Source organism: Thermococcus sp. LS2 (assembly GCF_012027375.1).
Taxonomy (GTDB): Archaea; Methanobacteriota_B; Thermococci; order Thermococcales; family Thermococcaceae; genus Thermococcus_B.
Genome location: NZ_SNUI01000002.1, coordinates 25,804 through 39,541 on the forward strand (window position 1 = coordinate 25,804; position 13,738 = coordinate 39,541).

Below are 13,738 nucleotides of genomic sequence, written 5' to 3' on the forward strand. Positions count from 1 at the left end.
CTATCACCTCAAATCCTTGTTCATAAATTTGGCGTATGCAACTGCAAAGGGCAATAGTAAGATTACTATCAACGCCACAATGTTTTGCCAAACCAAGCTTAGGCTTTCCAATATTGTTCTGTCCTCAAACATGCTACCCCCGAAGAATTGGAAGTTCATTATTTCAATTTTTTGTCCAAAGATTGAACCTACAATTGAGCCGTAATGAGAAGAGGGTACTATGTACATTAAAGTGCGTAAAGTGTGAACGTATTTTTCCCATGCAGGACTATACATTGTAGTTTGATTCGATATTAATGCAGCTTGGAAAAGCTCATCCCTGTACATGAACATTGTAACTATGCTGACTATCATTGGATAAAGGAATTGAAGGAAGAATATGAAAATTATTGCTACAAGGAGAGCTGTTGATGGTTTCTTGATAATGACTGAGAACAGCATGCCAAACACGAGGAAAATTAGGGCATAAATTATCGAGAATGGAAGTGTAGCAAAGAGCATTGCTAGATCTTTTCCAGTTATTGTTACCCCAAAGAGGAGGGAAAATGCTAAGGTTAGGGAATAGAAAATCAGAACTCCAACTGTAATTGTGAGAGCTGATCCAAAAAACTTGCCAAGAAGGAACTGATCCCTATAAACCGGCTTGCTGAGTGTAATCTTGATTGTTCCCTGCTCAATCTCTCTGTTTATCAAGTCATATCCAAGCAAACCCCCTAAAAAAGGTAGCAGATTGCTTAAAGCTCCTGAAAATGAAGAGACAAACATCATTTGGAAAGGGGACGTTCCAGCATACAGTTGCCTATACATCTCTCCAACTTCGGGATTTCCAAGCACGATATTTTTAATCATATATGCAAAGCTCAGTGATAGCAGGACAAACAGAGCAACCATTATCGCGAATCTTTTTGTTTTAATCTGCACGTAAACTTCTTTCATGGCGATGTTGAGAATCGGATTCATTCCGCTCACCTGTAAAGTTTGCTTTACATACTTTTCTAGCATAGCTACTTATAAATTTTACGATAAAGAAAAGAAAATTTACTCTTTCTCAAGAATAACTGCAGTGCCGTATGCAAAAATCTCAGCGGCTCCAGCGGCAATGCTTGAGGTCATGAAGCGAACACCAATGACGGCATTTGCTCCCATACTCTTTGCATGCTCAATCATTCTTTGAATAGCAACTTCTCTAGCTTCTGCAAGCATCTCGGTGTACTCTTTAACCTCCCCACCTACTATGTTTCTCAACCCAGCGAGAATGTCCTTCCCAATGTGCTTGGCCCTAACAGTTGCTCCTCTGGCTATTCCAAGAACTTTAACAACCCTATATCCGGGAACATGCTCGGTAGTTGCAATAATAAATTCTTCCATAATACCACCTCCAAATACCTCGGACTTCGATGTATTCTAGGATTTCAAAGCTTAAATACTTTTCCATTGTAGAAAGAATGGTGATTGCATGAAGCTCACTCACGTAGACGAAAAAGGTGTTAAGATGGTGGAAGTTGGCCATAAAGATGTTGTGTTCAGAAAGGCAATTGCTAAGGGAAAGATAAAGCTCAAACCAGAGACAATAAAGCTTATTCAAGAAGGCAAGACTAAAAAAGGGAATGTACTTGCAGCTGCACAGATAGCTGGAATCCTAGCAGTGAAGAGAACTTGGGAAATAATACCTCTATGCCATCCTATTCCGCTAACTGGAGTTGATATCAGCTTTGAGTTTGGAGAAGATTACATTGAAGCAACTTGTGAAGTTAGAGCTTACTACAAAACAGGGGTCGAGATGGAAGCTTTAACAGGAGTTAGTGTCGCTTTACTTACAATCTGGGACATGGTAAAAGCTGTAGAAAAAGACGAGAAAGGACAGTATCCAGTTACGAGGATTTATGACATTAGAGTTGTTGAGAAGGTGAAGGAGAAGTGATTCTGCAGTTCATCTTAGGCATGCTGTTTGTTTTCGCTTATATTGTGGCAATTTACACAGTCCTGACCGAGAAGAGCATTAAAAGGGCTGTTGCTTTAGTTCCAGCTGTATTTCTGCTGATATTTCTAGGAAGTGAAGCGGGAGAAAGGTTTGTTAATTCAAGCAATTCACTCATAGCATGGCTTCTCGGCATATTTGTGGGATATCTTCTCATTGTAAAGTTCTTCCGCAAAAAGCTTGATTCTATGCCAGCTGAGATGACTGGTGAAGGAGTTGCCGCTTACATAATCTTCGGACCGATAGTTATGCTGATCTTTATGGTAGTAGCTTTGTTGATTCTCTAATTTTTATTTATCACTCTCTACAGTATCCTAACAGATAGTACTCCAGAATCTTGAGAAGCTCCTTTATAATAAAATATCCTCCGATTGCAAAGAAGAACGTTAAAAGAGGAACCTTCTTTGTTAAATAGGTTATGGCAAATGCTATAGGCGACCAAACAAGAAGCGGTTGGAATTCCATAAGGATCCGTGATTTTTTGGAATTTTGGCTTAAAATGAGCTTTTTTAGTGTCGCTTCATCATGAACTAAGTAAGCGTCTTGCTTTGAAATTCCTTCTTTAGTTAAGGGCTTTTCGCTGATTACGAGTAGATTCCCATTGTTCTCGAATTTCATCAAATAAACATACTTCTCGCTGATTGCTGATGCGAGAAGAGAATCAACTTTAAGCTCTGCATCGTAGGAGTCCTCGTAAAATTCAATGAACTTAATGCTTCTCAGCTTCAACCCTTCTTTAATTTTCTCTTTCTCAAATTTTAGCTTCCAAATTCTCAGGTGATATCTTGGGCTGATGAGCTTCCCAAACAGCATAACAACTGATACACATTAAAAATTTTAAACTTTGTGTTGTATTATTGCAGGAAAATATTCATAAACTTCTGTGATAAGCATCAAGAGATGAAGCTCAACAGCGAAGCGAGAGCAATCTACAAAAGTATTCGTGAAGAGATAAAGAGAAGAATCCAGCTTAAGGAGAGCCTAGCGTATCTTGACGAGTTTGAACCAACGAATGATAAAAATGAGGTTCTAAGGAGACAGGCTTATTTTAAAGAGAACCTTCCAAAAATCGTGCCAGAACTGAAGGAAATATTGGCCAAAATCAAACCAATTCGTTTTAAAAAGGATTTTCTGCACGATAGGCTTTTAGTTGTTGATGAAAGTGAGATTGAAAAAGCCCAAGCTTTGGGAGTGTGTGAGGTCTCAACAGAGCCTTTGGAGGGGTATGATTTAATTTTAAGCACCATAGGGATTGGAATTGACGTCGAGCTGAGCATAAGTGAAATCGCTCCCGAGCTCTATATCATGCCTCTTTGGGAAAATCGGGAGACCTTGAAAGCTTTGGTTCAAATTGGTAATATCCTTGAAGAGAAGAGCGTTGCTGAGCCAATTTTAGAAAAATTAAAAGAATTAGAAGAAGTTATGAAGCGGAGGGAATTACTCGACAATCTTGATGAGCTAATAGCAGAGGAAGAGAGAAAACTGAATGAGAAGATAGCAGAGAAACTTGAGAAGTTCAGCCTAACTTTGACTGGTAAAGAATTATTGGAGTTCTTAAAAGATCTTAGGGAAGGAAACTATGAGGCAATATTTAAGCATTTCAGTGAAATTGAGAGCGAAATCCTTGAGGAAATAAATGAAGCGGAGAAAAGGCTCAGTGAAAAGCTAAACTTTACTGTCGAGCTGTTTTCACGAGAAAACCTCTATCCTGTGGAAGTATCTCCAGAGAGCATTGAGGCTTTACGTCGGGAACTGGAAAGGGAACTCAAGGTAGAGATGTATTTGAAGAGCCGGGAAATTCTTGATGAAATAAAGCACCTCATACCAAAGCTTAGAGAGGAGATAAACAGAGCATATGAGCTGGAATTTTTAAGGGCAGTGAAAGAATTTACAGAAGGATTTGCATTCCCAGAGCTGATTGAATGGGGAATCGGATTCATAAATGGGAGACATCTGTTCATTAAAAATCCTCAGCCTGTTAGCTATGTTGTTGGGAAAGTCCCAATAGAGTTTGATGGTGTAAATGGTGAGAGGGTTGTTATTTTGACAGGTGCAAACAGCGGTGGGAAGACTTCGCTGCTTGAGCTTATCTCTCAAATAGTAATTTTGACTCATATGGGCTTTCCAGTTAATGCCGAGAAAGCTTGGGTCGAGGTTTTAGACGAGCTTTTCTTCTTCAAACGGAAGCGGTCTATTTACGGTGCGGGAGCTTTTGAAACAGCCTTAAAGAGCTTTGTGAGAGCACTGACAAGTGATGGGAGAAAGCTGATTTTGATTGACGAGTTTGAAGCAATAACTGAGCCAGGCGCTGCTGTCAAGATAATAGCAGAGCTCTTGAAGATTGCTTATGAAAAAGGATTTTACGTCATCATTGTCTCTCATTTAGGAGAAGACTTGAAGAAAGAACTGCCGTTTGCGAGAGTTGATGGGATCGAAGCTCAAGGCTTAGATGAAAACCTTAACTTAATTGTTGACAGACAGCCAAAGTTTGGGGTTTTAGGTAAAAGCACCCCAGAGCTGATTGTTGAAAAGCTTTACCGCACCAAGAGGGGAAAAGAGAAGGAGATTTTTGAGAGGGTGTGGAAAGCGTTCACTTAATCCACTTTCTCTCTCTTACATACCTACCTCTGCTCTCAATCTCCTCTATCTTCTCTTTCAGCTCTTGGGCTTTCTCTTTCCCCCTAACTTCTCCATAACCCTCAAGAACAGCCTCAAAACCTTTTTCAAACCACTTATAGTGGGTGCTTTCCATAGCTCTCTTTAGGAGATGTAAATCAACCCCTTGAGCTTCAACTGTGTTATCAAACTCTGCCAGTCCAAAATCTATGAAGTAAATTTTTCCCTCTCTTAAAATCATGTTGGATGTCGTCAAATCTCCGTGAATAATACCCGCTTCATGCAGTTTCCCAATTTGCCTTCCAATTTCGCGGCAAAGTTTTAAACGTTCTTCTATTGGGATTTTTTCCAGATACTCTTTCAAACGCTCTCCTTCGATGAATTCCATAACAATTTTCATATCCTTCAAATCAACTTCATAGACATAGGGAACATTAACCCCAAACTCTTTAGCTCTGTGCAGAATTCTTGCTTCTCTAACAGTTCTTTCTTTCCTCAGTTTCTGGTCAATCTCCTTTATCCTGTACCGCTTTGAAATACGGTGCTTTATGATTACTTTTTCCTCATTAAATGGGAAATAAAGCTCCTCAAATTTAGCTAAATAAATTTTTGCCTCTGCTCCCTGCTTTATCAATTCCATCAACACCACCTGCTTAATCTGTAACCAGTTTGAAATCCTCAATGAATTTTTTGTACTCTTTTATTGTCGCTCTTATTGTTATTATATCCTCGATTTTTACTATGAGCACTCCCACATCACCTTTTATGACAAACCTTGCAGTGTTAACATCGTTTTCTTCCAGCTTTTGAATAGCATATCTAAGCTTATCTTCACTGCTTTTCAGCATATCATCTACAAGTGATGCGCGATTTTCAACATCAATATCAACTAAGCCATACTGAATAATTTTCTCAAACATCTTTATGATGCCTTCTTTTCCACATGTTATTCCATATATTTCTACTTTGTCCATATCCTAATCGCCTCTTTTAGTTTGAGTCGTTGTGCTTAAATAACTTATCTACTTTCGTTGGTTTCTAATTTCTTAATAAATTGTCTATTGGGTTTAATTTTTCTATCTTTCTTAGCAATTTAACAAAAATTTCAATTAAAATTTGAATTTTTGAACAAAAACCTTTTATAGAACACTAACGTATGGAGAGCGTATTGGAATCTTTAGGAGGAATGTGAAAATGGCACAATTAGTTGGACAAGGCGGGCAACCAATAGTTATTCTCCCTGAGGGAACCCAGAGGTACATTGGTAGGGATGCTCAGAGATTGAATATTTTGGCTGCTAGGATTGTTGCTGAGACTGTTAGGACCACTTTGGGGCCAAAGGGAATGGATAAAATGCTTGTTGACAGCTTGGGGGACATCGTTATCACAAACGACGGTGCAACTATTTTGGACAAAATTGATCTTCAGCACCCAGCTGCAAAGATGATGGTTGAAGTTGCTAAGACCCAAGATGAAGAAGCTGGTGATGGAACTACCACCGCTGTTGTTATCGCTGGTGAGCTTTTAAGGAAGGCTGAGGAGTTAATTGACCAGAACATTCACCCATCGATAATTGTTAAAGGTTACACTTTAGCTGTTGAAAAAGCCCAAGAGATACTTGAGGATATTGCTATAAAAGTTGATCCAGAGGATGAGGAAACTCTCATAAAGATAGCAAAAACAGCAATCACTGGTAAGAGCGCTGAATCTCACAGAGAACACTTGGCTAAGTTGGCTGTTGAGGCAGTTAAGCAAGTTGCAGAGAAAAAGGATGGCAAGTTTGAGGTTGACATTGACAACATTAAAATTGAGAAGAAAGAAGGAGAGAGCGTTGAAGAGAGTCAGCTTATCAGAGGTGTTGTAATAGACAAAGAGAGAGTTCACCCAAGGATGCCAAAGAGAGTTGAAAATGCAAAAATAGCTCTTATCAGTGATGCTCTCGAAATTAAGAAGACTGAAACTGATGCAAAGATCAACATCACTGCCCCAGACCAGCTTTATGCGTTTCTTGAGCAAGAGGAAAAGATGATTAAGGACATGGTTGATCAGATTGTTGCTACTGGTGCAAATGTTGTGTTTGTTCAGAAAGGTATTGACGACTTGGCACAGCACTACTTAGCCAAGGCTGGAATCTTGGCAGTAAGAAGAGTCAAGAAGAGCGACATGGAGAAGTTAGCAAAAGCAACAGGAGCAAAGATAGTAACAAATGTAAAAGACTTAACTTCAGAAGATCTGGGTTATGCAGAGCTCGTTGAAGAGCGCAAGATTGCTGGAGAGAGCATGATATTTGTTGAAGGCTGCAGGAATCCAAAGGCAGTAACAATCCTCATCAGAGGTGGAACAGAGCACGTCATTGATGAAGTCGAGAGAGCCCTTGAGGATGCCATTAAAGTCGTCAAGGATGTTATGGAAGACGGTGCAATTCTCCCAGGAGGAGGCGCAACTGAGATTGAACTTTCTATCAGGCTTGATGAGTACGGAAAGCAAGTTGGAGGCAAAGAAGCTTTAGCAATTGAAGCATTCTCAGAAGCACTTAAGATAATCCCCAAGACATTAGCAGAGAACGCTGGACTTGACACAATTGATATGCTTGTTAAGGTCATCAGCGAGCACAAGACTAAGGGCAAGGCAATAGGAATTGATGTCTTCGCAGGAGAGCCAGCTGACATGTTCGAGAGGGGTGTTATTGAGCCAATAAGAGTCAAGAAGCAAGCAATCAAGAGCGCAAGCGAAGCAGCAATCATGATCCTCAGAATCGATGACGTCATAGCTGCAAAGAGAGTTAAGAGCGAAGGTTCTGGACAGGGAATGGAAGGCATGGGCGAAATGGGCGGCATGAACATGATGGGTTGACCTCTCTTTGCTACTTTTCTACTTTATCTGTACTATACTTTATTAGCTCTGATAATGAGTCAAATTTCTTTAATGTGCACCATTTTAGAAACAGTTAAAAGTATGTTGCCCGCCCGTAACCCCCGCCTTCATTGAAGCCAGAAAACGGCATTCTCAAGCGGGTTAACCCAGGCGGGCAGAATTGTGCTCGGTCAGGGTTACCCACGGTCATTGTGCTCCGTAACGCGGAAGGCTCTCCCGTGGGGACCTCGCTATGACCGAGCTGTTGCCCCTGCATCGCCCCCGGCTTCACTTTTCAACCGGGTCCTCGCGCAGGGGCATCATAATATTGGATACATCAGCTTATAAGTTCTTGGTTTAGTTAGCAGTAGTATCATTAGCTCAGTAACTTGGTTAGCAACGCCCAGTTCTTATCGCCAAGAGCTGCTTTCTCGGCAACCAAGATTAAGGTGCCTTTGTTGACTAAAACAAAGTCTCTTATCTTGGTAAGGAATTTCATAACTGTTGATAAGTCGTTGTAGACAAGCAGATACTCAAGACAGTCAATAATTATGATTCCAGTGGTATTGGTATCGGCAGCAGTTTTTAGATATCTATAGGCAAGTTCTGTTATTTTTGCTAAGTCTGTTGGGGATACTGCATTTTGTACCCCATCTTTGAGGGCAGTAGTAACGAAGAAGTACTCCCACTCTTCTGGGACATCTGAGATGTCTCTTAGAAATGCCAATGCAGGCATCTCTTTCAGTTTCTCTTTCAGTTCTGTATACTCTTTCTGGTCTATGATCAAGACTCCAGGTTTGAGGTCTATTTTCTTTTCTTTTGCGTCTTTTGCTATTGCATATAGTTTGGTAAAGCGGGGAGATGAAACTAATCGTATCATGGTGGTTGTCAGCAAAATGATTAGGACAGTCGAAGCTGTAAGTCCAATTGGTGCGTACCATTCTTTAAGTGCAAAGAATGGGAAAGGCAATAGGTGAAGTCCAAAGAGAACAAATCCATAATAGAGGTATTTGGCACTCTTTTCGTAGATACTGGCTAGGTTCCTCATGAAAATTCCCGCAAAGATCAAAAATATAGCTGCAATAAACCACGAGCCTCCAACAATGAATGTCCAATCATTAACTCCCCCATACCCCCTTAAAAGTACAATATAAACAACAAACAAAGGCGGAAGTATCGTGGCTTTCCTCATTTGTTTGAGGGTTATAGATTCTTTCTCTTCCTCAAGGAAAACTAGTATTCCATAAGTAACTAATGCTCCAAAAAGAGCAATAAAGAACGAATTCAGCTCGTACATCTTAAAACCCATAGATAGTATTGTTAGGAAATCTGAGAGCCATGCAAATGAGAAAATAAAGGCAGATTTTCTTTTAGTTCTTAGATATGCTCGGAAAACAAGGATAGCTGCCAATAAATCCAATGAGAGAACTAAAAAAATTTCAAAAGCAATGAATATTGAATATCCCAACATGTTACTCCCTCCTCCTTGGGTTGGCAAACCCATCCCATTTAAACGGCTTTATAGGGCGGACTCGTTTTATAGTTTCATTCTCTAGTTTTACTATTAATATTTCTGGTCTAGCAATGATAATACCAGTTAATCCTCTTTCACCATACTCTGCCATTCTATATTTGCCATTTTCGGGTACTAATGGCAGAATGAGTGTAAATGGATAGTTGGGATAATAACGGATATCTTTACCGTTGTACACCCCTATCGCATCTCCGAATGCAGAATGTCCATAAAGCGGAATAAATGTTGAGTTCTCAAATTGTTTTTGATACTGTTCGAGTACTTCGGGGGTAGTGCTAGTGCCGCTCAGCATTATCGTTTCCAAGTTTTCTTTAAATGGTTTAAAGAGGTCCAACAGTTGGAGAGCAGTTCTGGCAGTGTTAATTTTATCTTTTTTAAGAACCCTTTGGGTGTATTTTACTAGAGGTTCTAAAAGCTTTAACGCCCCTTGAATTCCTTCCCTTTCAAGAGCTTTTTTTATGCCTTCTGTTTCAGTTCCAATGAAATATAAAATTCCACCATATGACCATATCAGCTCACTCATTTCCTCTTGATACCAGCCGTATGGACCGTGAAGCAATGCTATCATCTGGTGGGCTTCGTTGTAAATCTCATCTAAGTGATAAAGTTTATCGAGAGCTTCTCGTAGATAAAAAACCAGCAGTTTAACGTATTCATAATCCCAGTGGCATAAAGACCTTGGTCCAGTAGTGCCAGAAGACTGATAAAATCTAAGCCTACCTTTATAATTTTTTGGTAAAAAACTAAGCCAGTTCTCTCTGAGCTCATTATCATCAATAAAGAGGTGGAAGTTGAATATTTTTTCAATGACTTCCTCGAGACTTCCATCAAAAATCAATTCCAGATTTATTTTTTTGTCTTTTCTTACTGCATGCCAGTAAGGTGTATTTTCGAAATGAAATTCAAAAATATCCCTTAAGTAGTCTATTATGGTGTCTTCAGTGATATGAAAGGGATCATTGTAAAATTCTTTTACTTCTCCGTATTTCATGAAATCTCTTTTGTTTCACAAGTTTTTAAAAGTTTTGTATTATTTTATTAAAAATTGAAGTATTATCAATTTAGTTCCCAAAGACTTAAATATTTTTTAGAAAGATCTTAGACGGTGGTTTCTATGTCAGAGTTAGTAGTTGGCAAAACTTCCCTAAAGGACTTTGAAGACCTCCGATATACTGCAAAGAAAGCCGTGGAAACAACAAATTTCTGGAAAGAGAAATTTTCTAGGATTGATATTGAAAATTTAACACCAGAGACCTTGGTTTCAAAGCTAGACAGCTTGTATATAACTCCAAAAGATTTGTACAATACAGAAAAAGTATGGCCAAGCTACATAAAGAACTGCGACATATTCTACACAATTGTTAGAACAAGCGGAACGACAGGCCAGCCAAAAAGAATCCCTTATACTCTTGATGACAAAAAGAGGGTCGCGAGGCAATTTATCCCATGGGTTAATAAGTATTTGGAAAAAGGAGATAAAATAGCTTCATTCTTCCCTCCATTGCCTTCAGCTTCGGGAATTATGGGATATGGTGGGCTTGAAGAGCTGGGAGTTAAAGCGGTTTACTATCAGGTACCAATCCAGTTTATAAGGATGCCCGATATTTTAATTAGCGAGTTGAGACATATTCGACCTACTGTACTCTTTTCTCTAACGACAACTGCGTTCTTACTTGGGCTAAAACTTCCCGATGACATCAAGGAAGATTTAAGAGTAATACTAGTGGGCGGTGAGACACTAACTGAAGAGCTGGCAAAGGCGACACTCGAAAACTTCCCCAATGCAATAATAATAGATACCTTTGGAACTTCTGAAGATGGTGCTGTGGGTTATAGAGTAATAACAAAAACCAAAACCACAAAATTCTCCTTCCCTGAGTCAATAATAACGCTAAAGAGCATAGAGGATGAGGAGTATAAAGAATATCACAAAGTGTACATAACAAAAGTAATGAAAGAGGGTGAGCTTACTGGACTGCCACTGTTTAATTATGATATAGGGGACTTAGCAAGGGTGGAAGATGGAGAAATAAGGAGCATTATCAGAGTTAAGGATGCAATAAGCCTAGCTGGAGCTACATTATATCTGGATCAAATCATAAGCATTGTCCACAGATATCCATTCTTGGTTGACTTTGTAATCCTCTACTACCCGCTCTCACCCAGTAATCCAAAGCCAAAGGCAATCATAAGGGTTGGATATATAGGAGAGAAGCCCGCAGGGATTGAAGACGAGATTAGGAGCTTAATCTATGAGGGCAACAATCCAGTAAGATATGAAGTTGAGGAGTCCAAGCAAGCAGAACTTATAATTGAAGCAGTGCCAGCAGAAAAAGTTAGAGAAGGGCTTCCACAAAAGCCTGGAAAAACTAAGAGAATTTTCATAGTTGGAAAGGACATTTGATATTTTGACTTTTTTCTTTTCTTGGATAATTAATTTCTTATTGGGACAATAGTCAGGCAAGACAAATTGTCAAATTGCCAAAATCTATTTAAAAGCCCTTTCTGAAATTCTTTCAGGTGAGGGAAGTGGATGGAAAAATTATACATGATCCCATTCATGGGAGCATGAAGATTAGAGGAGTCATTCTGGATTTAGTGAAGACTCCGGAGTTTCAAAGACTTAGGAGCATAAGGCAGCTTGGATTGGCATATCTTGTGTATCCGGGAGCAAATCACTCACGTTTTGAACATTCTCTTGGAGCTTACAATATAGCGAGCAGACTAGCTCAAGAGGTTGAGCTTAGCGAGGATGAGAAAACTTTACTCGAAATGGGAGCTTTGCTTCATGATATAGGACACGGACCGTTTTCCCACACATTTGAGCAGATTTACAAGCACTACGTCAAAGAATATGATCATATGCGCCTCGGTCAGAACATAATCCTCGGAAAAATAGATATCATTGATGGAGAAATAGACAGCAGGGAGTTTATTCCAGAAATAATTGAGAGTTATGGTTATTCACCAAAAGAAGTTGCTGACTTGATTTTAGGCAAATACGAGAAGCGCTATTTAGGTCAAATGCTCCATGGAGATGTTGATGTTGACCAGATTGACTATCTCATGAGAGATGCTCACTATACTGGTGTTGCTCATGGGATAATTGACATTGAGAGGCTTTTAAAAGTTCTAAAAATCTATGATGGGCAGCTCGTGGTGGATGAAAAAGGAATTGAGGCAGTAGAGGGAATGATGGTTGCCAGGGCTTTGATGTATTCGAGAGTTTACTTCCACCATACAGTTAAAATTGCCGAAGGAATGCTGACGAGAGCTTTAGAGTTTGCTCTCGAAGAAGGCCATCTTTGGGACTTCTGGAAAATGACTGACTGCAGAGTTTTTGTGGAGCTTGAAGACCTTGAAGGCTATCCAAGCGAGATCGTGAAGCGCATTAAGTACAGGGACATATACAAAGCAGCTGTATTAGCAAGTGCAGATGAGCTCTCTGCGGAGGAGAAGAAAGAATTGCTGAGTGCATACAGAAACGTCAAGAGGAGACAAGAAATCGAAAGAAACCTAGCTGATGCTGTTGGAGCTAAGGAAGGGGAAGTAATTCTTGAATTCTCAATTGCAGACCTAATGCTCAGCGAACCTAGATTGAAAGCCACGGAAATCAATGTATTGCTCCACACTGGAGAACTGCAACCCCTTACAAAAGTAACTCCCCTGGCAAACGCATTGAAGAGAAGACAAACTCCAAGATGGGCTGTGCTTATTGCTTCACCGGTAAAATATGTGGATAAAGTTAAGGAAGTTTGGAAAAAAGTAATTTTCAGCTGAAGACTCTCTTCTTTATCTCTTTCTTCAGTTCTTCAATCATCTCAATTAGCTCATCGGCATCTTTAATTTCTCTTAAGGTCTCTTTTGGGATTAGAGGGACTTCTCCAACAACTTCCATCTTTGTTTTCTCTAAGATGAACACTCCATCGCTCTGTATTATTTTGCTAACTTCATTTACCATCTGCGCTCTCTTTACAGTGGTCTTGGTTTTCTTTTGATCTATCCCTGTTAAAATCTTAAACTCATCCTCTTTTGAAATTGCATTGAATGGAGCCTTTTTAATTTTAACAACCCCCATTCCAAGAGCCTTCAAGCGCTCGAAAATTTCCCGTTCAAGCTCGTTCTCTGGCTTTACATCGAGATTAGCCTCAACTTTTGCGTGCAGAATATCAATAGGCTTAGCCAGAGGCTCGTTGAATATCTCTTCTAATCTGAGAGCAACATCTAAGCTGACGGCTTGTTCTCCTCTTTCATAATTTTGCAGGCTTTTTCTTGAAACCCCTAGCAGCTCAGCAAGCTCACCAATGCTGTAGCCATACTTTTCTCTTAAATATCGAAGATATTCGCCGTTTATTTTGACATAAAAGCCCCCTCTCTCGGCGAAAATTGCTGGTAGTTCATTTTCAACTATCACATCGTAGAGGGTTTGTGGGTTTAATGCATAGATTCCAAAGCGCTCGTAAACTACTCCTTCCTCGAGCTCATCGTTTTTAGTCTTAAGCCCAACTATCAGCGGTGAAGCTTGGAAAAACTTAGCTAAACGCTTTAAATCTTCAGCTTGTTCCTTTGTGAGCGTGTCAATGTTCTGTAAAACTTTGATGAAGAGCAATAGGAATAACCTACTCGCCACTAAGTCGAAGCATGCACCTTTAAATTCCATTCTCGCTGTCCTAAATCCCGTGCCTCGCAAGATGCTTTCAACAACTCTAATCAGTCTCTCTTTCCCCATCATCATTTATAAATAGGAGAACGAAACT

14 protein-coding genes are annotated in these 13,738 nt (G+C 39.7%); 6 read left to right on the top strand and 8 right to left on the bottom strand.

Translation table 11 applies throughout. The features are described from left to right. Positions 1–3: 3 nt before the first annotated feature. A complete protein-coding gene (locus E3E24_RS02715; RefSeq protein ID WP_167886834.1) occupies positions 4–960 on the bottom strand; it encodes an ABC transporter permease subunit in 957 nt (318 codons plus the stop codon). 78 nt (positions 961–1,038) lie between these two features. Next, positions 1,039–1,368 carry a YbjQ family protein gene (locus E3E24_RS02720; protein WP_167886835.1) on the bottom strand — a complete coding sequence of 110 codons (330 nt, stop codon included), beginning with the start codon at positions 1,366–1,368 and terminating at the stop codon, positions 1,039–1,041. Between the two features lie 88 nt (positions 1,369–1,456). Between E3E24_RS02720 and moaC the strand changes: the two genes are divergently transcribed. Both moaC and E3E24_RS02730 read left to right on the top strand, forming a co-directional pair. Further along, entirely contained in the window at positions 1,457–1,921 is a 465-nt protein-coding gene (gene moaC, locus E3E24_RS02725) for a cyclic pyranopterin monophosphate synthase MoaC (protein WP_042680749.1), read from the top strand. Beyond that, positions 1,918–2,265 (top strand): hypothetical protein, encoded by a 348-nt coding sequence (locus E3E24_RS02730; protein ID WP_167886836.1) that lies wholly within the window; start codon positions 1,918–1,920, stop codon positions 2,263–2,265. Before moaC ends, E3E24_RS02730 begins: the two co-directional genes overlap by 4 nt. A 10-nt stretch (positions 2,266–2,275) precedes the next feature. On the opposite strand, the gene E3E24_RS02735 is transcribed toward E3E24_RS02730, so the two are convergent. Beyond that, positions 2,276–2,791, bottom strand: a complete 516-nt coding sequence (locus E3E24_RS02735) for a hypothetical protein (RefSeq protein WP_167886837.1) — start codon at positions 2,789–2,791, stop codon at positions 2,276–2,278. 87 nt (positions 2,792–2,878) lie between these two features. On the opposite strand from E3E24_RS02735, the gene E3E24_RS02740 reads away from it, so the two are divergent. Next, positions 2,879–4,576 (top strand): endonuclease MutS2, encoded by a 1,698-nt coding sequence (locus tag E3E24_RS02740; protein ID WP_167886838.1) that lies wholly within the window; start codon positions 2,879–2,881, stop codon positions 4,574–4,576. Here the strand turns inward: E3E24_RS02740 and E3E24_RS02745 are convergent. Together E3E24_RS02745 and E3E24_RS02750 are read right to left on the bottom strand one after the other, a co-directional pair. Further along, positions 4,569–5,234, bottom strand: coding sequence for a Kae1-associated kinase Bud32 (locus E3E24_RS02745; RefSeq protein ID WP_206205014.1), 666 nt, complete (start codon positions 5,232–5,234; stop codon positions 4,569–4,571). The genes E3E24_RS02740 and E3E24_RS02745 overlap by 8 nt on opposite strands. A 13-nt stretch (positions 5,235–5,247) precedes the next feature. Continuing rightward, the gene (locus E3E24_RS02750; RefSeq protein ID WP_167886839.1) at positions 5,248–5,568 is read right to left on the bottom strand and encodes a hypothetical protein; all 321 of its coding nucleotides are present in this window, start codon (positions 5,566–5,568) and stop codon (positions 5,248–5,250) included. A gap of 220 nt (positions 5,569–5,788) precedes the next feature. Here E3E24_RS02750 and thsB point away from each other — a divergent pair, with 220 nt between their 5' ends. Further along, complete coding sequence (thsB, locus tag E3E24_RS02755) at positions 5,789–7,447, top strand: thermosome subunit beta (RefSeq protein WP_167915624.1); 1,659 nt, start codon at positions 5,789–5,791, stop codon at positions 7,445–7,447. A 376-nt stretch (positions 7,448–7,823) separates the two neighbouring features. Here the strand turns inward: thsB and E3E24_RS02760 are convergent, their stop codons facing one another. Together E3E24_RS02760 and E3E24_RS02765 are read right to left on the bottom strand one after the other, a co-directional pair. Next, entirely contained in the window at positions 7,824–8,744 is a 921-nt protein-coding gene (locus tag E3E24_RS02760) for a DUF835 domain-containing protein (RefSeq protein WP_167887141.1), read from the bottom strand. 175 nt (positions 8,745–8,919) lie between these two features. Then, positions 8,920–9,972: a hypothetical protein gene (locus E3E24_RS02765; RefSeq protein WP_167887142.1), complete on the bottom strand. Its 1,053-nt coding sequence runs from the start codon at positions 9,970–9,972 to the stop codon at positions 8,920–8,922. Positions 9,973–10,095: 123 nt separating this feature from the next. Here E3E24_RS02765 and E3E24_RS02770 point away from each other — a divergent pair, with 123 nt between their 5' ends. Then, a complete protein-coding gene (locus E3E24_RS02770; RefSeq protein ID WP_167887182.1) occupies positions 10,096–11,385 on the top strand; it encodes an AMP-binding protein in 1,290 nt (429 codons plus the stop codon). 125 nt (positions 11,386–11,510) lie between these two features. Next, the gene (locus E3E24_RS02775) at positions 11,511–12,761 is read left to right on the top strand and encodes an HD domain-containing protein (RefSeq protein WP_167887183.1); all 1,251 of its coding nucleotides are present in this window, start codon (positions 11,511–11,513) and stop codon (positions 12,759–12,761) included. On the opposite strand, the gene E3E24_RS02780 is transcribed toward E3E24_RS02775, so the two are convergent. Continuing rightward, positions 12,754–13,710, bottom strand: a complete 957-nt coding sequence (locus E3E24_RS02780) for a transcriptional regulator (RefSeq protein WP_167887184.1) — start codon at positions 13,708–13,710, stop codon at positions 12,754–12,756. The genes E3E24_RS02775 and E3E24_RS02780 overlap by 8 nt on opposite strands. Positions 13,711–13,738 lie beyond the last annotated feature (28 nt).